This is a genomic window from Streptomyces sp. NPDC001270 (assembly GCF_042896695.1).
Taxonomy (GTDB): Bacteria; Actinomycetota; Actinomycetes; order Streptomycetales; family Streptomycetaceae; genus Streptomyces.
This window is the reverse complement of the sequence record NZ_JBIAXM010000024.1, coordinates 87641-108335: the sequence shown is the minus strand read 5'-3', so window position 1 is coordinate 108335 and position 20695 is coordinate 87641. Positions and strand designations below refer to the sequence as shown.

General features: G+C 72.5%; 17 protein-coding genes. 13 read left to right on the top strand and 4 right to left on the bottom strand.

Translation table 11 applies throughout. The features are described 5' to 3' along the window. Positions 1 to 202 precede the first annotated feature (202 nt). From ACFY2B_RS32630 to ACFY2B_RS32605, 6 genes are read left to right on the top strand one after another with little or no spacing between them, the layout of a single operon-like run. Positions 203 to 1858 (top strand): ABC transporter substrate-binding protein, encoded by a 1656-nt coding sequence (locus ACFY2B_RS32630; RefSeq protein WP_390766670.1) that lies wholly within the window; start codon positions 203 to 205, stop codon positions 1856 to 1858. Beyond that, a complete protein-coding gene (locus tag ACFY2B_RS32625; RefSeq protein WP_390766669.1) occupies positions 1855 to 2796 on the top strand; it encodes an ABC transporter permease in 942 nt (313 codons plus the stop codon). Before ACFY2B_RS32630 ends, ACFY2B_RS32625 begins: the two co-directional genes overlap by 4 nt. Continuing rightward, on the top strand, positions 2793 to 3707 hold the full coding sequence (locus ACFY2B_RS32620) for an ABC transporter permease (RefSeq protein WP_390766668.1): 915 nt from the start codon (positions 2793 to 2795) through the stop codon (positions 3705 to 3707). The genes ACFY2B_RS32625 and ACFY2B_RS32620 overlap by 4 nt, the downstream gene beginning before the upstream one ends. After that, positions 3704 to 5353, top strand: a complete 1650-nt coding sequence (locus ACFY2B_RS32615; RefSeq protein WP_390766667.1) for a dipeptide ABC transporter ATP-binding protein — start codon at positions 3704 to 3706, stop codon at positions 5351 to 5353. The genes ACFY2B_RS32620 and ACFY2B_RS32615 overlap by 4 nt, the downstream gene beginning before the upstream one ends. Further along, positions 5346 to 6320, top strand: coding sequence for a monooxygenase (locus ACFY2B_RS32610; protein WP_390766666.1), 975 nt, complete (start codon positions 5346 to 5348; stop codon positions 6318 to 6320). Before ACFY2B_RS32615 ends, ACFY2B_RS32610 begins: the two co-directional genes overlap by 8 nt. Then, the gene (locus ACFY2B_RS32605) at positions 6317 to 7342 is read left to right on the top strand and encodes an LLM class flavin-dependent oxidoreductase (RefSeq protein WP_390766665.1); all 1026 of its coding nucleotides are present in this window, start codon (positions 6317 to 6319) and stop codon (positions 7340 to 7342) included. The genes ACFY2B_RS32610 and ACFY2B_RS32605 overlap by 4 nt, the downstream gene beginning before the upstream one ends. A 66-nt stretch (positions 7343 to 7408) precedes the next feature. On the opposite strand, the gene rfbB is transcribed toward ACFY2B_RS32605, so the two are convergent. Next, positions 7409 to 8395: a dTDP-glucose 4,6-dehydratase gene (gene rfbB / locus ACFY2B_RS32600; RefSeq protein ID WP_390766664.1), complete on the bottom strand. Its 987-nt coding sequence runs from the start codon at positions 8393 to 8395 to the stop codon at positions 7409 to 7411. Beyond that, positions 8392 to 9459 (bottom strand): glucose-1-phosphate thymidylyltransferase, encoded by a 1068-nt coding sequence (locus tag ACFY2B_RS32595; protein WP_390766663.1) that lies wholly within the window; start codon positions 9457 to 9459, stop codon positions 8392 to 8394. The genes rfbB and ACFY2B_RS32595 overlap by 4 nt, the downstream gene beginning before the upstream one ends. A 283-nt stretch (positions 9460 to 9742) precedes the next feature. On the opposite strand from ACFY2B_RS32595, the gene ACFY2B_RS32590 reads away from it, so the two are divergent. Beyond that, positions 9743 to 10495 (top strand): thioesterase II family protein, encoded by a 753-nt coding sequence (locus ACFY2B_RS32590; protein ID WP_390766662.1) that lies wholly within the window; start codon positions 9743 to 9745, stop codon positions 10493 to 10495. Between the two features lie 44 nt (positions 10496 to 10539). Here the strand turns inward: ACFY2B_RS32590 and ACFY2B_RS32585 are convergent, their stop codons facing one another. After that, positions 10540 to 11217: a hypothetical protein gene (locus ACFY2B_RS32585; protein WP_390766661.1), complete on the bottom strand. Its 678-nt coding sequence runs from the start codon at positions 11215 to 11217 to the stop codon at positions 10540 to 10542. Between the two features lie 516 nt (positions 11218 to 11733). Here ACFY2B_RS32585 and ACFY2B_RS32580 point away from each other — a divergent pair. Continuing rightward, positions 11734 to 12513: a hypothetical protein gene (locus ACFY2B_RS32580; protein WP_390766660.1), complete on the top strand. Its 780-nt coding sequence runs from the start codon at positions 11734 to 11736 to the stop codon at positions 12511 to 12513. Positions 12514 to 12563: 50 nt separating this feature from the next. Here ACFY2B_RS32580 and ACFY2B_RS32575 read toward each other — a convergent pair whose 3' ends face one another. Further along, entirely contained in the window at positions 12564 to 12785 is a 222-nt protein-coding gene (locus ACFY2B_RS32575) for a hypothetical protein (RefSeq protein WP_390766659.1), read from the bottom strand. A gap of 103 nt (positions 12786 to 12888) precedes the next feature. Between ACFY2B_RS32575 and ACFY2B_RS32570 the strand changes: the two genes are divergently transcribed. From ACFY2B_RS32570 to kdpB, 5 genes are all read left to right on the top strand, one after another. Next, positions 12889 to 14700: a gamma-glutamyltransferase family protein gene (locus ACFY2B_RS32570; RefSeq protein ID WP_390766658.1), complete on the top strand. Its 1812-nt coding sequence runs from the start codon at positions 12889 to 12891 to the stop codon at positions 14698 to 14700. Positions 14701 to 14786: 86 nt separating this feature from the next. After that, the gene (locus ACFY2B_RS32565) at positions 14787 to 15707 is read left to right on the top strand and encodes an inositol monophosphatase family protein (protein WP_390766657.1); all 921 of its coding nucleotides are present in this window, start codon (positions 14787 to 14789) and stop codon (positions 15705 to 15707) included. Positions 15708 to 15904: 197 nt separating this feature from the next. Next, on the top strand, positions 15905 to 17314 hold the full coding sequence (locus tag ACFY2B_RS32560) for a phytoene desaturase family protein (RefSeq protein ID WP_390766656.1): 1410 nt from the start codon (positions 15905 to 15907) through the stop codon (positions 17312 to 17314). After that, positions 17311 to 17820, top strand: coding sequence for an O-acetyl-ADP-ribose deacetylase (locus ACFY2B_RS32555; protein ID WP_390766655.1), 510 nt, complete (start codon positions 17311 to 17313; stop codon positions 17818 to 17820). The genes ACFY2B_RS32560 and ACFY2B_RS32555 overlap by 4 nt, the downstream gene beginning before the upstream one ends. A gap of 680 nt (positions 17821 to 18500) precedes the next feature. Then, positions 18501 to 20690, top strand: a complete 2190-nt coding sequence (gene kdpB, locus ACFY2B_RS32550) for a potassium-transporting ATPase subunit KdpB (RefSeq protein WP_390766654.1) — start codon at positions 18501 to 18503, stop codon at positions 20688 to 20690. Positions 20691 to 20695: the final 5 nt, after the last annotated feature.

Sequence of the window (20695 nt, the reverse complement as noted above, 5' to 3'; positions counted from 1 at the left end):
CTCGGCTCCCGGCCGCGTCGCCGGTCCGCCGACACTGCGGCGGAGCGTAGTGCCGAGCCGCGCGCCGACTCCCCGTGCGCGCTGCTCCACCGCGGTCCGCAACCGCAAATAAGGGTGGGTATAGGGGGGAGGGCAGGGGGGCCAGGGGTACGGCAGAGACGCAGACTCGGGAGCGGCACAGAGTCGGACCCGAGGAGAGACCATGCAGTCCCGGCGAGGATTCCTGCTGATGTCGGCAGCTACCAGTACGGCGGTCACCCTGGGCACGATGGGCCTGACAGCCTGTTCGACCGGCGGCGAGGACACGGTGGGGGACACCCCGCAGGACGGCGGGACACTCACCTACGCGGCGTCCACCGAACCGGACAGCTGGGACCCGCACCAGGCGTCCACCGGGGTCACCGCCCGGCTGCTGCGCCCCGTCCTCGACTCCCTGGTCACGCTGAAACCGGACGGCACGGTCGCCCCGTGGCTGGCCGCCTCGTGGCAGGTCTCCGCCGACGGCCTGAGCTACACGTTCAAGCTGCGCAAGGACGTCACCTTCAGCGACGGCACCCCCTTCGACGCGACCGCGGTCAAGGCCAACTTCGACCACGTGGTCGCGCCCAAGACCGTCTCCAAGGCCGCGGCCCCGCTGCTCGGCCCCTACGAACGCACCGAGGTGCCCGACCGGTTCACCGCGGTCGTCCACCTCAAGGAGCCCTACGCCTCCTTCCTGCGGTCCGTCGCCTCCACCTTCCTCGGCTTCCACTCGCCGAAGGCGCTCAAGGAACGCGCCGCCGACCTCGGCGCGGGCGGCCCGGCCATCGTCGGCACCGGCCCCTTCCGCTTCGTCTCCCGCATCGCGGGCCAGCAGGCGGTGTTCGAGCGGCGCCCCGACTACCGCTGGGGACCCGCAGGGGCAGCGCACACCGGCGCCGCGCGGATCGACCGGATCGTGGTGAACATCCTCACCGAGAACGCCTCCCGGGTCGGCGCCGTCACCTCCGGCCAGGCCGACGTGGCGGAGGAGATCCCCGCCGCGCGCCTGGCGTCCGTACGCGCCCAGAGCGGTCTGAGCCTGCTGCGCACCGCCGTGCCCGGCACGTCGTACACCTTCTACCTCAACACCCAGCGCGCGCCCTTCGACGACCTCGGTGTCCGCCGGGCCGTGCAGTGCGCCGTCGACCTGCCCGCCATCGTCAAGGGCGTCTTCCAGGGCGAGTACCAGCCGGCCCGGTCGCCGCTGAACCCCTCGACCTTCGCCTACGACAAGAACCTCGGCGACCTCTGGGGGTACGACCGGGCCAAGGCCGGGCAACTGCTCGACGCGGCCGGCTGGACCGCACGGGACTCGGCCGGCTACCGCACCAAGGACGGCAGGCGGCTGACGGCCCAGGTCCCCTACGTGCAGAGCTTCGTCTCCAGCGACAACCAGGCCATCGCCATCGGGATCCAGGACGCGCTCAAGAAGGTCGGCATCGCGCTCGACCTGATCCCGGTCGACTCGGCCACCAGCATGGACCGCACCGCCAAGGGCGACTACGACATGTTCGCCTTCGGCTGGGAGAGCCCCGACCCGGCCCTGCTGCGCAACCTCTACCACTCGAAGAAACAGTTCGGGAAGGGCGGCATGAACGGCGCCCGGGTGCACGACGCCCAGCTCGACACCCTGCTCGACCGCGCCCAGCGCACCGACGACCGCGACCGGCTCGTCGAGCTGTACCAGAAAGTCCAGCGCAGAGTGATCGACCAGGCGTACTCGATCCCCACGTACGTCGCCTCCCGCGACTCGGCGGTACGCAGCCGGGTGCACGGACTGACCTATGACGCGTTCAGCGAACACGACCTCTACGACGCCTGGGTGAGTGGACGTTGACGGGCGGCGTACTGCGCTTCGTGCTCCAGCGGCTGGCGGCCGGCGCCCTCGTCGTCTGGGGCGCGGCCACCCTCACCTTCTTCGCCGTGCACCTCGTGCCCGGTGACACGGTGGCCGCGCTGATCGGCCCCGGCACACCCGTCACACCCGAGCTGCGCCACCAGGTCCTCGTCGGCAGCGGACTCGACGACCCGCTGCCCGTCCAGTACGTGCACAGCATGGGCGCGCTGCTCAGCGGCGACCTGGGACGGTCGTACCAGCTCAACCAGCCCGTCGGCCAGGTGCTCTCGGGACAGGTGCTGCCGACCGTGCAACTGGCGCTGTGCGCCCTGGTGTGCGCACTGCTGCTGGCGGTGCTCGCCGCCGTCGTGACGGCGGGCCGCAGCGGACTCGTCCGGTCACTCGCCTCGGCCGTGGAACTGGTCACGGTGTCCGTGCCCGCCTTCTGGCTCGGCATCGTGCTGCTGACCGTCTTCTCCTTCCACCTCCACCTCTTCCCCGCGGCCGGGGACGGCTCGGCCTCCGCGCTCGTCCTGCCCACCCTGGCCCTGGCCCTGCCGCTGGCCGGAGTCCTCACCCAGGTCATGCGGCAGGAACTGGAACAGACGGACGGCCGGCCCTTCGTGCTGACCGCCCGGGCCCGCGGACTCGGGGAGACACGGCTGCTGCTGCGGCACACCCTGCGGCACGCGCTGCTTCCCCTGACCACCATGTCCGGGTTCCTGCTCGGCGGACTGTTCGGCGGCGCGGTCCTGGTGGAGAACATCTTCGCCAGGCCCGGCCTGGGCCGGATCCTCGTCCGGGCCGTGGAGGCCCGCGACATCCCCGTGGTGACGGCCCTGGTCCTGCTGTCGGCCGTCGTCTTCGTCGTCATCAACATCGTCGTCGACCTGCTGCACCCGGTCATCGATGCGCGGCTGAGAAAGGTGACCCCATGAGCGTCGACGGCGGACCGGAGGACGAACGGAAGACCATCGGGAGGGGAGGGGCCGTGCGGGTCGGTGTCGAGGCCGCGTCGCCGACCGGGCCCCGCGCGGGCGCCCGGTGGGCGGTCCGCGGCCGGGTCCCGCTGCTGTGCGCGGGCGCCCTGCTGCTCCTGCTGGCCCTGGTCCTCGCCGTTCCCGGCCTGTTCACCGACCACGACCCGAACGCGACCGACGTCGTCCGGACGTTCCAGGCACCCGGCGCCGGCCACCTGCTCGGCACCGACCAGCTGGGCCGCGACGTGTTCGCCCGCCTGGTGTACGGCACCCGGATCTCCGTCGCGGTGTCCGCGGCGGCCACCGCCATCGGCGTCGGCGGCGGCGCCCTGCTCGGCCTGCTGGCAGCGGTCGGCACGAACCGGGCGGACGCCCTGCTCATGCGCGTCGTCGATGTCCTGATGGCCTTTCCGGAGACGCTTCTCGCCCTGCTGGTCGTCGCCGTGCTCGGCGGCGGCACGCTGAACGTCGCCGTGGCCATCGGACTCGCCGGCATCCCCGGCTACGCCCGGCTCGTACGCGGCCAGGCCCGGCTGGTGCTCGGCTCGGAGTACGTCGACTCCGCCACGGTGCTCGGGGTGCCGCCGTGGCGCTACCTCCTGCGGCACGTGCTGCCGAACATCGGCGGTTCGGTCGTCGTCCTCGCCTCCATCGGCTCCGGCGCGGCCATCGCCAGCGGAGCCGGGCTCAGCCTGCTGGGCCTCGGCCCCAGACCACCGCAGGCCGACTGGGGGTCCATGGTCGCCGACGGCAAGGACTTCCTCCAGACCGCCTGGTGGATCTCGGTCGCGCCCGGCGTCCTCATCTCCCTCGTCGTCGTGGCCGCCACCGCCATCGGCCGCCACCTCCAGGCCTCGGCGGTGCGATGAACCTCATCGACGTGCAGAACCTGAGCGTCGCCTTCGGGCGCGCGGACCGGCCCGTCGTGCGCGGCGTCACCCTCTCGGTCGCGCCCGGCGAGTGCGTCGCCCTGGTCGGCGAGTCCGGTTCGGGCAAGAGCGTCACCGCGCGGGCCCTGATCGGCCTCGCCGGACGCCGCGCCCGGGTGAGCGCCGACCGGCTGGACATCGACGGCGCCGACGCGACCCGGTTCACCGAACGCCGCTGGCGTTCCGTGCGCGGCCGGCGGATCGGCATGGTCCTCCAGGACGCGATGGTCTCCCTCGACCCGCTGCGCACCGTCGGCGCCGAGATCGCCGAGGGCGTCGCCCTGCACCGGGCCGCGGCCGGCCGGGACGTCACCGAACGCGTGGTGGAACTGCTCACCGACGCCGGGGTCCCCGAGCCCGAGAGCCGGCGCACCCAGTACCCGCACCAACTCTCCGGCGGGCTGCGCCAGCGCGCCCTGATCGCCGCGGCGCTGGCCGCCGACCCCCGGCTGCTGATCGCCGACGAACCCACCACCGCCCTGGACGCCGTGGTGCAGGCACAGATCCTGCGGCTGCTGGAACGCATCAAGGGCGAGGGGCGAGGACTGCTCCTGATCAGCCATGATCTCGCGGTGGTCGCCCAACTCGCCGACCGCGTCCTGGTCATGCGCGACGGAGACGTGGTCGAGCAGGGACCCACCGCGCAGTTGCTCACCGAGCCCCGGCACCCCTACACACGCACCCTCATCGACTCGATCCCCACCGGACGGCGCCGCACCGCACACCCGCCCGGCGAGGTCCTGCTCACCGCCGAGCACGTGGTGAAGACCTACCCCGGGCACGGGAAGGCCCCCGCCCGGCGCGCGCTGGACGATGTCTCGCTGACCCTGCGCGCGGGCGAGAGCCTGGGCGTGGTCGGCGAGTCCGGCTCGGGCAAGAGCACCCTGGCCCGGGTACTGCTCGGCCTGCTCCCGGCGGACACCGGAGAAGTGCGCCTGGACGGCGGGCCCTGGAGCACCCTGGGCGAACGGGCCCGCAGACCCCTGCGGCACCAGGTGCAACTCGTCCACCAGGACCCGTACGCGTCGTTCGATCCGCGCTTCACGGTGGGCCGGATCATCGCGGAGGCACTGCCCGCGGCAACCCGCCCGGGCCGCACGGAGCGCATCACCGAACTGCTGGAACAGGTCGGACTGGACGCCGGGCTGCTGCGGCGCCGGCCGCACCAGCTCTCCGGCGGCCAGCGGCAGCGGATCGCCATCGCCCGGGCGCTCGCGCCACGCCCCCGGCTCCTGGTGTGCGACGAGCCCGTCTCCGCGCTCGATGTCACCGTGCAGGCCCAAGTGCTCGACCTGCTCGGCAGGTTGCAGAGGGACACCGGGGTGGCCCTGCTGGTCATCACCCATGACCTCGCCGTGGTGCAGGAGATCAGCGACCGCGTGCTCGTGATGAGGGACGGCGTGATCGTCGAGGAGGGCCCGACGCGCGACGTCTTCCGCCACCCCCGGCACGCGTACACCGGCTCCCTCGTCGACGCGATACCGGAGCTGGCCCGCGCCACCGGCGGGACCACCCCGCACGGGAGTCCGTCTCCGGCTCCCGTCCCTGCCCGGAAAATCCCACAACGACGGAGTGTGCATGACTGACACCACCTGGAAGGCGGAGGCGGACGCCGACGGCTGGAGCGAGCGGGCCCGCACCGTCGCGGCCTCACTCGCCGCCTCGGCCGCGGAGCGTTCGGCGAGCGCGCGGCCGCCGCACCGTGAGGTGACCCTGCTCAAGGACTCCGGTCTGATCACTCTGCTCGGGCCCGCCGAGCACGGCGGCGGGGCGCAGGAATGGCCGGTGGCCGACCGGGTGGTGCGGATCGTCTCGGCGGCCGACCCCGCGCTCGGCGAACTCCTCGGCCGGCACTACGTCTGGGTCAGGCTCGCCTCCTTCATCGCCACCCGGGAGAAGACCGAACACATCGACGAGGTCTCGGCCCGGGCCCGGTGGCTGTTCGGGGGATCCCTCGACGTCCGCGGCGCCGCCCTCACCGTCCGCGACCGGGGCGACGACATCGTCTTCAACGGGCGCATCACCCCGTCCACGGCCGCCCGGGTCAGCGACATCACCCTGCTCGAAGGCCGCTTCCCCGACGGATCCCTGGTCAGTTCGCTCGCCATGTCCACCCATGTCGGGCTCACCTTCGAGGACGACGAGGCGGGCACCGTCACCGTGCGCGACGCCGACATCCCCTGGAGCGGGGCGCTGGGATACATCGACAAGGTCTTCCAGCCCCGCGCCTACAACGACCTCCTCGTCCCCACCCTCCACCTGGTCCTCGCCCAGGTGACGCTGGGCACGGCCGCCGGCCGTCTCGCCGCCGGCGAGCATCCGCACAGCGGCCGTACGGACCTGGGGGCCGCGCTGCGCGCGGTCGAGGACGAGGCCGACGCGGTGTCCGAGGAGGCCGGCGAGCTGCACCGCCGCGCCGCCGCCCTCACCGGCTCCGAGACCGCCGCCCACGCGGACCGCACGGCCCGCCTGCTGGCCCGGGCCCGGGCCGCGGCATCCGCCGTGACCGGGCAGAACGCCGGCTCCGTGCCCCAGCAGGACGGTGTCCGATGAACGCCCCGCTGCCCCGGATCCCGCTGTCCGTGCTCGACATCGCGCCGGTGGAACGAGGCCGCGGCGCCGCACACGCCCTCAGTACGGTGGGCGAACTGGCACGCCGCGCGGAGGAGTTGGGTTTCCTGCGGGTCTGGGTGGGTGAGCACCACGACACCCCGGGGGTCGCCAGCGTCGCACCCGCCGTGCTCCTCGCCGCGCTCGGCTCGGCGACGCGCACGATCAGGATCGGCTCCGGCGGGGTGATGCTGCCGAACCACGCGCCGCTCGTCGTGGCCGAGTCCTTCGGCACGCTGGGCACGCTGTTCCCGGGCCGGGTGGACCTGGGCGTCGGACGGGCACCGGCCACCGGCCAGGCCGTCGCGTCGGCCCTGCGCCGGCTGCCCGCGGACGCCTTCGCCGACGACCTCGGCGATCTCGTCCACTTCGTGACGGACAGCTTCCCGCCGGAACACCCGTACGCCGGTCTGACCGCCATGCCCGTACCGGCCGCGCCGCCCCAGGTCTGGGTCCTCGGATCCAGCGTCGGCAGCGCGGCCCTCGCCGGGCAGCGGGGGCTGCCGTACGCCTTCGCACACCACTTCTTCGGTGCGCGCGGTGCCGCGGAGGCCCTGGCCGCCTACCGCTCCGCCTTCCGTCCCTCGGCGCTGCTCGACGCGCCGTACGCCATGCTCACCGTGCACACCGTGTGCGGCGAGGACGACGGCCACGCGACCGGACTCGCCCTGCCCGCGGTGGTCTCGGCCCTGGAGGTCGGCGGCCTGGCCCGGCACGATCCGCTGCCCACGCCCGACGAGGCGGCCGGCTACGACTGGCCCGACGGCAAGCGCGACTACGCCGGGACGCTGCTCGCCGGGCAGGCCGTCGGCGGCCCGGAGACCGTCCGGCGGCGGCTGGCCGAACTCCTCGACGCCGCCCGGCCGGACGAACTGATGGTGACCAACAACATCACCGACACCAAGGAGAAACTCCGCTCCCTGGAACGGGTGCGGGAACTGTTCGGGCCGACCGGGGGCCGATGACCCGGGGACGACGGCGCGGCGCCCGCCCCGGGGACCGGGGAGGGGTGCCGCGCCCTGCCGTCCGTCTCACAGCGCCGCCCGCGCCTTGAGCGGTTCCCACCAGGAACGGTGCTCCTGGTACCAGCGCACCGTCTCGGCCAGACCGGTCGCGAAGTCCCGGCGCGGGACATAGCCCAGCTCGTCGCGGATCTTGGTCCAGTCGACCGAGTAGCGCCGGTCGTGGCCCTTGCGGTCGGCGACGTGTTCGACGCTCTCGTCCCAGTCGGCCGCGCACGCGTCGAGGAGCCGCCGGGTGAGTTCCAGGTTCGACATCTCGGTGCCACCGCCGATGTTGTAGACCTCGCCGGGCCGGCCCTTCGTGCGGACCAGTTCGACGGCCCGCACATGGTCGTCGATGTGCAGCCAGTCCCGGATGTTGCCGCCGTCGCCGTACAGCGGGACCTTCCCGCCGTCCAGCAGTTGGGTGATGAACAGCGGGATGACCTTCTCGGGGAAGTGGTGGTGCCCGTAGTTGTTGCTGCACCGGGTGACCCGCACGTCGAGGCCGTGGGTGCGGTGGTACGAGAGGGCGATCAGGTCGCCGGCCGCCTTGGAGGAGGAATAGGGGGAGTTGGGTTGCAGCGGATGCGACTCGGGCCAGGAGCCGGTGTCGATGGATCCGTACACCTCGTCGGTCGAGACATGGACGAACCTGTCGACCGACGCGCGGTGCGCCGCGTCGACCAGGGTGTGGGTGCCGACGACATTGGTCCGGACGAACTCCGCACCGCCGTCGATGGACCGGTCCACGTGCGACTCGGCCGCGAAGTGCACCACCTGGTCGTGCGCGGCCATCAGCCCGGCCACCAGCCGCGGGTCGCAGATGTCGCCCTGGACGAACGACAGCCGGGGCGAGTCGCGGACCTCGTCGAGGTTGGCGAGGTTCCCGGCGTAGGTCAGCTTGTCCAGGACGGTCACCTGGACGTCCCCCGGCCCGTGCGGACCGAGCATCGTACGGACGTAGTGCGAGCCGATGAAACCGGCGCCGCCGGTCACGAGAATCCGGGTCGTCATCGTGATATCTGCACCTTGCTGTGGTCGCCGAGCACCAGCCGGTGGGCGGCCGGATTGCGCGGAGCGGGAGTGACCTCGACGTCCCGGCCGATGAGCGACGCCTCCACACGGCGCACCCCGGTCACCGAGGAGCCCTTCAGGACGATCGAGTACTCGATCTCGCTGTCCTCGATCCGGCAGCCGTCCGACAGGGCCGTGAACGGTCCGACGTAGGCGTCCTTCACCACGGTGTCCGCCCCGATGATCGCCGGGCCCACGATGCGGCTGCCCGACACCTGCGCGCCCGCCTCGATGCGCACCCTGCCGATGATGACGCTCGCGTCGTCGACCACGCCCGCCACCAGTGGCTCCACGTGTTCCAGGACCGTGTGGTTGACCTCCAGCAGATCGCTGACCTTGCCGGTGTCCTTCCAGTACCCGGAGATCGTCGTCGAGCGCACGTCGTAGCGCTGGTCGATGAGCCACTGGAGGGCATCGGTGATCTCCAGTTCGCCCCGGTCGGACGGCTCGATGGCGCGTACCGCGGTGTGGATCACGGGGGTGAGGAGATAGACACCGACGAGGGCCATTTCGCTCTTGGGCACCTCGGGCTTCTCTTCGAGGCCCACCACCCGTCCGTCGACGTCGAGTTCGGCGATGCCGAACGCGCGGGGATCGGCCACCTTCGTCAACAGGATCCCGGCGTCCGGCCGCTCCTCCTGGAACGCGTCGACCAGCTCGGAGATCCCGCCCACGATGAAATTGTCACCGAGATACATGACGAAGTCGTCGTCGCCCAGGAAGTCCCGGGCGATGAGCACGGCATGGGCGAGCCCGAGCGGTGCCTCCTGCGGAATGTAGGTGACCTTGATCCCGAATTGCGATCCGTCTTTGACGGCCTCCTGTATTTCCCTGGCGGTGTCGCCCACGATGATCCCGACATCGACGATCCCGGCTTCCGCGATCGCTTCGAGGCCGTAGAAGAGAATGGGTTTGTTGGCGACCGGTACGAGCTGCTTCGCCGATGTGTGCGTGATCGGGCGCAGGCGGGTGCCCGCTCCGCCGGAGAGTATGAGCGCCTTCACGAGTGCCATCTCCACGTAGTTGTCTTCGCCACGGCTGGTCCGCTCCTGGTGCCACTGCCTTCCGTCGTCGCAGCCTTAGGAACCTGAGGAGATTGCATCACCGGCCGGACGGCCGCGGCGGTTCCGCACGGCGAGCTAGGGGGTTATCGAACGGAGTTAGGGGTCCCCGGTGCAATTCCGCTGGTGCTAGCGTCCTACTGGAATGGTGTGCGTCCGTGACTGAGTGGCGTGCCGCCAATTCCCGTGCAGGGGCCGAAATGTGTGAACCAGGACCGGAGGCGACGTGACGAGCGAGGAGTCCGCACAGTGGATCCGCCGGTTCCACCCGGTGTCGGAGGCGAAGGTCCGCCTCGCCTGCTTTCCGTACGCCGGGGGTGCCGCCGGTTTCTACCACCCGCTGTCCGGCCTGCTCTCCCCGGAGATCGAAGTGCTGGCCGTGCAGTACCCCGGACGGCAGGAGCGGTGGCAGGAGCCGGCGGTCGAGGACATCGGTGTGCTCGCGGACCGTGCCGCGGCCGCGCTCGGCCCCTACACCGGAGGGCCGCTCGCCCTGTTCGGCCACAGCATGGGCGCGGTGGTCGCCTTCGAGGTCGCCCGGCGGCTGGCCGCCGATCCGGCGGCGGCACCCCTGCTGTGGCTGTTCGCCTCCGGACGGCGGGCTCCGTCCCTCTCCGTGGACGAACGCGTCCACCTCCTCGACGACGACGGCCTGGTGGCGGAGATCGAGTCGCTGGGCGGCACCAGTCCCGGACTGCTCGCCGACGAGGAACTGCGCCGCATGGTGCTGCCCGCCGTGCGCGCCGACTACCGGGCGATCGAGACCTACCGCTGCCCGGCCGACGCCACACCGCTCACCGTGCCGGTCACCGTCCTGGTCGGCGACAGCGACCCCCGGGTCACCGTGGAGCAGGCCAGGGCCTGGTCCGCGCACACCGAAGCCGCGACCGACGCGCACGTCTTCCCCGGCGGCGACCACTTCTATCTGAGTCCGCACCGCGCGGAGGTCGCCGAGCACGTCCGGCGCCGCCTGCGCTGAGGGCTCACCGGCGCGGGACTCCTCGGCAGGACTCCTCGGGGCGGTCAGGCGCCGTCCTGGAGCGCGGCCACGGCCGCCTTGGCCGCCTTGATGGCACCCTTGTTGATCTCGTCCGTGGCCGGCGCCTTCTTCGTCTCGAAGTCGCTGCCGTTGTAAGTGACCATCACCAGGGCGTTGTTGACGCGGGCGATGACGACGCCCTCGCGGGTCTGCTGCTTGGCCTCGGTGGTCAGGTTCACCACCGAGTAGGCCGAGTCGCCGACCCCGGGTACGTCCCCTCCGCCGCTCTTCTCCGAGATCCGCTGCTCGTATTCCTTCTGCGCCGCGCTGTCGGTGTCGGAGATCTCGTAGGAGACGTCGAGCCAGCGGTAGTCGTAGCCCTTGAGCGCGTTCCAGGAGCAGGTGCGGCGCAGCTTCGAGTCCGTCGACGGGATCTCCTTGCCGGCCGTCTTGGCGCCCGGCACCAGTGAGGTGACGGTCGCCTTGGGCACGCTGCCGCAGGGTGCGGGCGCGGTGGCGTACGTCGTCGATGTGTCCGTCGACGCGTCGGTGGACGAGGACGCGGCGGCCGACGGCTGGGCGGCGGTCCCCTGGTCCGGCTGGTGTTCCGTGGCCGGTGTCGCGGCGAACGGGCCGGACGTCAGCGCCCAGCCGGCCACGGCGAGCACGGCGACCGGTGACAGACGCGCGGTGAGGGTCAGCGGCAGAGGAAGATGACGCACGGCGTACTTCTCGTGGGGGAGGGGGTGCGGAGGGTGTCCGCACTGCGGGACGCCAGTGTCACACGACTGGCTGTGGGACGAAAGTGCCAACTCGCTTCTTACCTGCGCGATGACGAGGGAAGGTGCGGACGAATCGCCCGGATCCGGGTCGATAAGCCGTGCGGGTGTCCTGGCCCCGGGGCGCCTCCGCGGTGACGGGCGTCACCCTCGCGGTGTCGCGCTCAGGCGGCGGTGCCGAGAGCGTGTGCCCCCTCGGCCACGCGGACGACCCGAGCGGAGCCTGCGCCCCCGACGGCCGCTGGAACCCACGGCTCCGGAGAGGTGCGCCGCCGTGGCCGCGGCCGGGCGAAATCTCCTGCCTATCACCGGCTCACCTTGCGTGACCAGGTGTTTCGAGGAGGCGTTCAGGTTGCTGTCAGGTTGTCCGCGCGACGGTGAAAGTCATGCACCAGAGGGTCCAAAACAATGGCAAACGCCTCTGTGGCACCAGGAGTTCACCGTGTCATCGTGCGGTCCATGACCACAGAGCACCTCCTCGACGACCGCCCCTTCGTTCCCGTCCGTGCCCTGGCGAACAAGGTGCCGGAAGTGACCGTCTACTTCTGGATCATCAAGGTGCTCACCACCGGGATGGGCGAGACCGCGTCGGACCTGCTGGCCCGGGTGCTCGGCCCGGTGCCCGCGGTCGCGCTCGGCGGTCTCGCCCTGGCCCTCTCCCTGGCCGTGCAGTTCGCCGTCCGCCGGTACATCGCCTGGGTGTACTGGACCGCCGTCGTCATGGTCAGTGTGTTCGGCACGATGGCCGCCGATGTCCTGCACGTCGGTCTCGGCGTGCCCTACGCGGTGTCCACGCCGGTCTTCCTCGTCCTGCTGGCCGCCGTCTTCGCCCTCTGGTACGCCGTCGAGCGGACGTTGTCCATCCACGGCATCCGTACCCGCCGCCGCGAGATCTTCTACTGGGCGGCGGTCCTCGCCACGTTCGCCCTCGGCACCGCCGCAGGCGACCTCACCGCCACCGTCGGCTTCGGCTACGCCGGCTCGGTCCTGCTCTTCGCCGCCGCGATCTGCGTGCCCGCGCTCGCGCACCGCGTCGCCGGCATGAACGCCGTGACCGCCTTCTGGACCGCCTACGTCATCACTCGCCCCCTCGGTGCCTCCCTCGCCGACTGGACGGCGCTCGGCCACGCCCGGGGCGGGCTGGGACTGGGGCTGGGGCCGGTCACCCTGGCCTGGACCGTCGCCATCGCCTGCTTCGTCGGCTACCTGGCCGTCTCCCGCAGGGACGTGCGGCGGTAACGCGTACCGCGGGCGCGGTCCGGAACCGTGCTCCGGCCGCACCCGTCCGATCAGTGGATGACGATGGCGAACCAGGAGCCGGCCACCTGCCCGTTCTCATGGGGCGCCCACACCTTGGCGGAGCGGTCGCCCGCGTCGCAGCCACCGGCCCAGGTGCAGCCGACGATCCGGCTCCGCTGCGGCGAGGAGACGCTGGGCAGGACCTTGGCCGGGTGAAACTTCGGGTCCGGGAAACAGACGTCCGCATGAAGGAATCGGACAGGGGAAGGCACTGCACCAGGACCGGCAAGGGCACGCGGTGAACCCCCCGTTCGCCGCCCGTACCTCCGAACCGTGAGATGACCCGTACCTCCGAACGGTGAGAAGAGAGGCCAGATGTTCACCACCCGCCCCACCCTCCAGGGCACCTTCGGCATGGTGTCCGCCACGCACTGGCTGGCCTCGCAGTCCGCCATGGCCGTGCTGGAGGGCGGCGGCAACGCCTATGACGCCGCCGTCGCGGGCGCGTTCGTGCTGCACGTCGTCGAGCCGCATCTCAACGGCCCGGCCGGCGAGGTGCCGATCCTCCTGGCGCCGGCGGGCGGCGAGGTGCGGGTGCTGTGCGGGCAGGGGGTGGCGCCCGCGGGCGCGACGGTCGCGCACTACCGGGGACTCGGCCTGGACCTGGTGCCCGGCACCGGACCGCTCGCCGCCGCCGTGCCCGGCGCCTTCGACGCCTGGCTGCTCCTCCTGCGCGACCACGGCACCAGGTCCCTCGACGACGTCCTGAAGTACGCCATCGGGTACGCGGAACACGGCCACCCGCCGGTGGAGAACCTCACCGGGACCGTCGAGAGCGTGCGCGGGCTGTTCGAGACCGAGTGGACCTCGTCGGCCGAGGTGTACCTGCCCGGCGGCGCGGCGCCCCGGCCCGGCCGCCCGTTCAGCAACCCGGCCCTCGCCGCCACCTGGCGGCGGCTGCTCGCCGAGACCGAGGGCGCGGGGGACCGGGAGGCGCGGATCGAGGCCGCCCGCGAGGTGTGGCGGACCGGCTTCATCGCCGAGGCGCTGGTACGGCAGGCCCGGCGGCCCACCCTGGACACCAGCGGCGAACGGCACACCGGCACGCTCACCGCCGCCGACCTCGCCGGCTGGTCCGCGAGCTACGAGGCCCCCGTGACGTACGACTGGCGCGGCTGGACCGTGTGCAAGGCGGGCCCCTGGAGTCAAGGCCCCGCCTTCCTGCAACAACTGGCCCTGCTGCCGCCCGAACTGCCCCCGTACGGCTCCGCCGACTACCACCACCTGCTGATCGAGGGCTGCAAGCTCGCCATGGCCGACCGCGAGGCGTGGTACGGCGACGCCGCCGACGTGCCGGTCACCGAGTTGCTGTCCGACGCGTACAACGCCGGGCGGCGGACACTGGTCGGCGACCGTGCCTCGTACGAACTGCGGCCCGGCAGCCCCGGCGGGCGCCCACCCCGGCTGTGCGACCACGCGCGCGTGGCCGGCGGCGAGGTGTCCGGGTTCGATCCGATGGGCGTCGGCGAGCCGACCATGGCGCGGCTCCCCGGCGGGCCCGGCACGGGTGCCGACGGTGCCACCCGCGGCGACACCTGCCACCTCGACGTCGTCGACCGCTGGGGCAACATGGTCGCGGCCACGCCGAGCGGCGGCTGGCTCCAGTCCAACCCGGTCGTGCCCGAACTCGGCTTCCCGCTCGGCACCCGGCTCCAGATGACCTGGCTGGAGGAGGGCCTGCCGGGCACCCTCACCCCCGGCCGCCGCCCGCGCACCACCCTCACCCCGTCCGTCGCGCTGCGCGACGGAGCCCCGGTACTGGCGTTTGGCACCCCCGGCGGGGACCAGCAGGACCAGTGGCAACTGCACTTCTTCCTTGCCGTCGCACTGCGCGGCCCGGTGCGCGGCGCCCTCGACCTACAGGGCGCGATCGACGCCCCGAACTGGCACAACGACAGCTTCCCCAGTTCCTTCTACCCGCGCGGCCGGAACCCGGGCAGCGTCACCGTGGAGTCCCGCACCGACCCGGCGGTGGTCGCGGAACTCCGGCGGCGGGGCCATGACGTCACTGTCGGCCCCGACTGGTCCGAGGGCCGGCTGTGCGCGGTGGCCCGGGACCCCGCCACCGGCGTCCTGTCGGCGGCGGCCAACCCGCGCGGGATGCAGGGCTACGCGGTGGGCCGCTGACCGGCGGCACCGGCTGTTCGTCTCGATTCCACCCGGGATGCACCGGGCCGGTGTGGATTGTCAGCGCCGCATGCTCTCATGGAGACATGATCGAAGACACCAAAACCTGGGGGTGCCCCCTGGACGAAGACCTCGGACAGCGCTCAGCGGCCGGCGGGGACGGCCTCGCCGAAGCCCTGCTGACGGAATTCCTCCCCAGCCACTCGGCAGCGGTGGAGGACGCGATCCGCGAGGCCGCGGCGACCGAGATCCTGCCCCGCTTCCGCAGGCTCGCCGACCACGAGGTCGCGCAGAAGAGCGGGCCGCACGACCTGGTGACGGACGCCGACCGCCTCGCGGAGCGGTACCTCACCCGAGTCCTCGCCGCCCTGCTGCCCGGTTCCGTCGTCGTGGGCGAGGAGGCGGTCCACGCCGACCCCGCGACCTACGAGGCGATACGCGGCGACGCGCCGGTGTGGATCGTCGACCCGGTCGACGGCACCCGTCAGTTCGTCCACGGCGACCCCGGCTTCTGCACACTCGTCGCGCTCGCCCACCGGGGCGTCCTGCTCGCCTCGTGGACCTACGCACCGGCCCTCGACCGGCTCGCCACCGCCGTACGGGGCGGGGGCGCCTTCCTCGACGGGGAACGGCTCGTCGCGGGCGCGCCCGCGCCCGGCCGGGACCTGCGCGTCGCCACCTCCCACCCGGACTACACGACCGACGAGGAGAAACACGCGCTGCTCGGACTCCGGGCGGACGGCGTCGCGCCGCGCGCCTGCGGCTCGGCGGGGCTGGAGTATCTGGCCGTGGCCCAGGGCGAGTTGGAGGCCACCGCGTTCTCCTGGGAAGCCGCTTGGGATCATGCGGCGGGCCTGCTGCTGGTCGAGGAGGCGGGCGGCACCCACCGCACGCTCACCGGCGAGCCGTTCCGCATCACCGGCGGCAACGCCCTGCCGTTCACCGCGGCACGGGACGCCGCCACGGCCCGCCGGGTACGGGAACTGCTGCGCGGCAGCGGCGACTGACCCGGGCCGCGGCGGCGGACCGGGGCACGGACACCGCCGGGACGCCGGGGCGGGGCCCGGACAACCGGGCGGTCCTGACCGTTCCCGGGGCCGCCCGGTGCCCGGTACTTCCCCCGCGCCGTCGGGATTGTCAGTGCCCCGGCATATGCTGACTCCGAGTGGCCATCGGCTGACGAAGGGGTCCGAAGGTGCCGTCGATGCTCGATACGGTCGTAGTGGGAGCGGGGCCGAACGGATTGACGGCCGCCGTGGAACTGGCCCGCCGCGGCTTCTCCGTGGCCGTGTTCGAGGCCCGTGACACGGTGGGCGGCGGGGCCCGCACCGAAGAACTCACTCTGCCCGGCTTCCGCCACGACCCCTGCTCGTCGGCGCATCCCCTGGGGATCAATTCACCGGCCTTCCGCGCCCTCCCCCTGGAGCGGTACGGCCTGGAGTGGCTGCATCCCGACCTGCCCATGGCACACCCGTTCCTGGACGGCACGGCCGCCGTGCTGGCCCGGTCGGTCGCCGAGACGGCCGCCTCGTTCGGGCCGCGCGACGCGGGGGTGTACCGCAGACTGGTCGCGCCGTTCCTGCCCAAGTGGGACACGCTGGCCCGTGACTTCATGTCCCTGCCCCTCACCGCGCTTCCGCGTGACCCGGTCACCCTCGCCCGCTTCGGTCTGGTCGGCCTGCCGCCCTCCACCTGGCTGACGAGCCGGTTCCGCGACGAACGGGCCCGGACCCTGTTCGCCGGGCTCGTCGCCCATGTCATGGCACCGCTGGGCGGCTTCGCGACCAGCGCCGTCGGCCTGATCTTCGCGCTCGCCGCACACGCCCGTGGCTGGCCCGTGGCCCGTGGCGGATCCCAGTCGATCTCCGACGCCCTCGTCGGCTACCTCAGGGACCTCGGTGGCACCGTGCACACCGACTACGAGGTCAAGCGCCTGGACGACCTGCCGCCCGCCCGCGCGTACGTCTTCGACACCTCGCCGACCGCCCTGGCCCGAATCGCCGGCTTCGGCAGCCACTACGCGGGCTACCGGTACGGCCCCGGCGTCTTCAAGATCGACTACGCCCTGGAGGGCCCGGTGCCGTGGACCGCGCCCGAAGCCCGCTCGGCCGGGACCGTGCAGGTCGGTGCGACCAGCGCGGAGATCGGCACCGCCCTGCGCGCCGTGTCCCGCGAGGGCCGGGCCCCCGACAAGCCGTTCCTGATCACCGTGCAGCCCAGCGTCGCCGACCCGACCCGGGCACCGGCCGGCCGCCAGGTCTTCTGGGCGTACGGACATGTGCCCAGCGGCTGGACCGGTGATCTCACCGACGCCGTCGAGCGCCAGCTGGAGCGGTTCGCCCCCGGCTTCCGTGACCGCGTCCTGGCCCGTGCCACCGCGGGCCCGCCCGAACTGGCCACCCGCAACGCCAACTACGTCGGCGGTGACATCGCCTGCGGCGCGGTCTCCGGTCTCCAGATCCTGCTGCGCCCGAAACCGTCCCTGTTCCCGTACCACACCCCGCACCCCGCGGTCTTCATCTGCTCGTCGGCCACCCCGCCGGGCCCGGGCGTGCACGGCATGTCGGGGCACAACGCGGCGAAGGCCGTCTGGCGGAGGCTGAGACAGGCATGACCACCATCACGCTGGTCCAGGGGGACATCACCCGGCAGACCGCCGACGCGATCGTCAACGCGGCGAACTCCTCGCTGCTGGGCGGATCGGGCGTCGACGGCGCGATCCACCGGCGCGGCGGCCCCGCCATCCTCGACGAGTGCCGCATGCTGCGCGCCTCGCGGTACGGCAAGGGCCTGCCCACCGGCCAGGCGGTCGCCACGACGGCCGGCGACCTGGACGCCCGCTGGGTCATCCACACGGTGGGCCCGGTGTACGGGGGCTCGGGCGGCGACCCCGCGCTGCTCGCCTCCTGCTACCGGGAGTCACTCCGAGTGGCCGACGCCCTCGGCGCGCGGACGGTCGCCTTCCCCGCCATCTCCACCGGTGTCTACCGGTGGCCGATGGAGGACGCCGCTCGCATCGCGGTGGAGACCGTGCGTGCCGCGGAGACGGAGGTCGAGGAGGTCAGGTTCGTCCTCTTCGACGAGCGGGCCTACGGGGCGTTCGCCGCGCAACTCCCCTGACGGAAGCGGAGCTTGCGGAGAGGGCCGGATCCGGCGGGCATCGGCTCCCCGCGCGCTCCGAAGCCCCTGACCTCCGGGGCCTCGGACCCCACCTCAGGACCAGGGCCCGGGTACGTTTTCCGCTGAGGTTCCTGGGCGCCGTAGCCGTAGCCGCCGCGGCCGTAGCCGTAGACGGGGCGGCCGTAGCCGGGTCGACCCGCTCGTCGCGGTCGTAGGTCGTAGTAGGCGCCGTGGACGATCCCGACGGCCGGGTCGCACGGCCGGACCACGTGCGCGGCGCCCTCGGCCGCGGCTCGCCCCTGGTGTAAGCGTCACGTCAGCGTCCGCCCGAAGCCCGTCAGCGTTGCGTCATGAGCCGGCGGCGGAGCGGACGGGCGGGCATAGCGTCGGCGCCGAGCCCCGCTCCGCCTCCCCGCGTCCGGGGCCGGCAAGCCACTCGACTCCAGGATGACGACATCCACCACCGCGACGTGGGCCACGACCTCCGTGTCACCCCCGCGTCGCCCCCCGATCCACCTCCGGGCGAGCGACGGCCCGGCCCTCGCCCGGAGGTGCATCAAATGCCCGTTATATGCGATATGTGAGGACTCTGTGACGGCCGAGAACAACGCCGGGCTGGTCGCCCCGACCGGCCTGCCGGCCGGCCCGGCGCCGGCCCCGATCACGCCGGAGAGCTTGCGATGACCGCGCCCACAGCAGTGAGAGAGAAACCCGAGGACCCCGCGGACGCGGTGGGACCACCCGACCCGGGCCCCCGGCGGATCGGTGCCGGGCTGCTCGACCCGAAGCAGTTGTGGCGCGCCCTGCCCGCCGCGCTGCGCAAACTCAACCCGGTGACCCTGGCCCGCAACCCGGTCATGTTCGTCACCGAGATCGGCGCAGCCCTGACCACCGGTATCGCCCTCGCCGACCCGTCCCTGTTCGGCTGGCTGATCACCGTGTGGCTGTGGCTCACCGTCGTCTGCGCGAACCTCGCGGAAGCCGTCGCCGAGAGCCGCGGACGGGCCCAGGCCGACAGCCTGCGGGGCATGCGCCGCCAGACCGTCGCCCGGCGGCTCACCGGCTGGCGGCCGGGTGCGGCGGCGGACGCCTGTGCTGAAGAGGCGGTCGGCGCGGGGGAGTTGCACCGCGGTGACCTCGTCGTGGTCGAGGCGGAGCAGACGGTGCCCGGCGACGGCGACGTCGTCGAGGGTGTCGCCAGCATCGACGAGTCGGCGATCACCGGAGAGTCGGCGCCGGTGATCCGCGAGTCGGGCGGCGACCGCTCGGCCGTCACCGGAGGCACCCGCGTCCTGTCGGACCGGATCGTCGTACGCATCGCGCAGGAACCCGGCGATTCCTTCCTGGACCGGATGATCTCCCTGGTGGAGGGCGCGGGCCGGCAGAAGACGCCGAACGAACTCGCCCTGAACCTGCTCCTGGTGATGATGACGTTCGTCTTCCTGGTGGCGGTCCTCACGCTCCAGCCGATGGCGATCTTCTCCAAGGACTTCATGGCGGCCGCGCACGACACCCAGGCGCTCACCGCCGACGGCGTCACCGGGATCGTGCTCGTCTCCCTGCTCGTCTGCCTGATCCCGACGACCATCGGCGGACTGCTCTCCGCGATCGGCATCGCGGGCATGGACCGGCTGGTGCAGCGCAACGTGCTCGCCACCTCCGGGCGCGCGGTCGAGGCGGCCGGCGACGTCAACACGCTGCTGCTCGACAAGACGGGCACGATCACCCACGGCAACCGGCGGGCGAGCGAGCTGCTGCCGCTCGACGCGGTGACGGGCCGGCGGCTCGCGGACGCCGCGCTGCTGTCGAGCCTCGAGGACGAGACTCCCGAAGGGCGCTCCATCGTCGGATACGTGGGCGAGGAGTTCAGCGCGGCCGAAGAGGTGCCCGAGGACGCCGAGTGGGTGCCGTTCTCCGCCACCACCCGGATGTCCGGGGTTGATCTGCCCGGCCGGCCGGGGACCGCGGGAGGCCGCCGGCTACGCAAGGGCGCGGCCGCCGCGGTGGCGAACTGGGTCCGCGACAACGGCGGCACCGTCCCCGTGGCCCTGGACGCCGCCGTCGAGCGGATATCGGCCTCCGGCGGCACCCCGCTCGCGGTCGCCGAGTGCCCCGACGGGGGCCCGGCCCGGCTGCTCGGCCTCGTCCACCTCAAGGACGTCGTCAAACCGGGACTGCGGGAGCGCTTCGCCGAACTGCGCCGGATGGGCATCCGCACGGTCATGGTCACCGGCGACAATCCGGTCACCGCCCAGGCCATCGCGGACGAGGCGGGCGTCGACGACTTCCTCGCCGAGGCCACCCCGGAGGACAAACTCGCCCTGATCAAGAAGGAACAGGCGGGCGGCCACCTGGTCGCCATGACCGGCGACGGCACCAACGACGCCCCGGCGCTCGCCCAGGCGGACGTCGGCGTGGCCATGAACACGGGTACGTCGGCAGCCAAGGAGGCCGGCAACATGGTCGACCTCGACTCCGACCCCACGAAGATCATCGACGTCGTCGAGATCGGCAAGCAACTCCTTATCACCCGTGGCGCGTTGACCGCCTTCTCCGTCGCCAACGACATCGCCAAGTACTTCGCGATCCTCCCGGCCGTGTTCGGCGGGGTCTACCCGGCGCTCGACGCGATCAACATCATGCGGCTGCACTCGCCGACCTCGGCGATCCTGTCCGCGGTCATCTTCAACGCCGTGATCATCGTCGTGCTGATCCCCCTGGCCCTGCGGGGTGTGCGCTACCGGCCCAGCAGCGCCGACGCCCTGCTCACCCGCAACCTGTGGATCTACGGCCTCGGCGGACTGGTCCTGCCCTTCCTCGCGATCAAGTTCATCGATGTCGCCGTCGTCCAGTTCATCCCCGGGATATGAGGACC

What these genes read in the sequence shown, in the direction of transcription:
- ACFY2B_RS32630 (WP_390766670.1), top strand. Translation starts at nt 203, where the DNA reads ATGCAGTCCCGGCGAGGATTCCTGCTGATGTCGGCAGCTACCAGTACG.
- ACFY2B_RS32620 (WP_390766668.1), top strand. Translation starts at nt 2,793, where the DNA reads ATGAGCGTCGACGGCGGACCGGAGGACGAACGGAAGACCATCGGGAGG.
- ACFY2B_RS32615 (WP_390766667.1), top strand. Translation starts at nt 3,704, where the DNA reads ATGAACCTCATCGACGTGCAGAACCTGAGCGTCGCCTTCGGGCGCGCG.
- ACFY2B_RS32610 (WP_390766666.1), top strand. Translation starts at nt 5,346, where the DNA reads ATGACTGACACCACCTGGAAGGCGGAGGCGGACGCCGACGGCTGGAGC.
- ACFY2B_RS32605 (WP_390766665.1), top strand. Translation starts at nt 6,317, where the DNA reads ATGAACGCCCCGCTGCCCCGGATCCCGCTGTCCGTGCTCGACATCGCG.
- rfbB (WP_390766664.1), bottom strand. Translation starts at nt 8,395, where the DNA reads ATGACGACCCGGATTCTCGTGACCGGCGGCGCCGGTTTCATCGGCTCG.
- ACFY2B_RS32580 (WP_390766660.1), top strand. Translation starts at nt 11,734, where the DNA reads ATGACCACAGAGCACCTCCTCGACGACCGCCCCTTCGTTCCCGTCCGT.
- ACFY2B_RS32570 (WP_390766658.1), top strand. Translation starts at nt 12,889, where the DNA reads ATGTTCACCACCCGCCCCACCCTCCAGGGCACCTTCGGCATGGTGTCC.
- ACFY2B_RS32565 (WP_390766657.1), top strand. Translation starts at nt 14,787, where the DNA reads ATGATCGAAGACACCAAAACCTGGGGGTGCCCCCTGGACGAAGACCTC.
- ACFY2B_RS32560 (WP_390766656.1), top strand. Translation starts at nt 15,905, where the DNA reads ATGCTCGATACGGTCGTAGTGGGAGCGGGGCCGAACGGATTGACGGCC.
- ACFY2B_RS32555 (WP_390766655.1), top strand. Translation starts at nt 17,311, where the DNA reads ATGACCACCATCACGCTGGTCCAGGGGGACATCACCCGGCAGACCGCC.
- kdpB (WP_390766654.1), top strand. Translation starts at nt 18,501, where the DNA reads ATGACCGCGCCCACAGCAGTGAGAGAGAAACCCGAGGACCCCGCGGAC.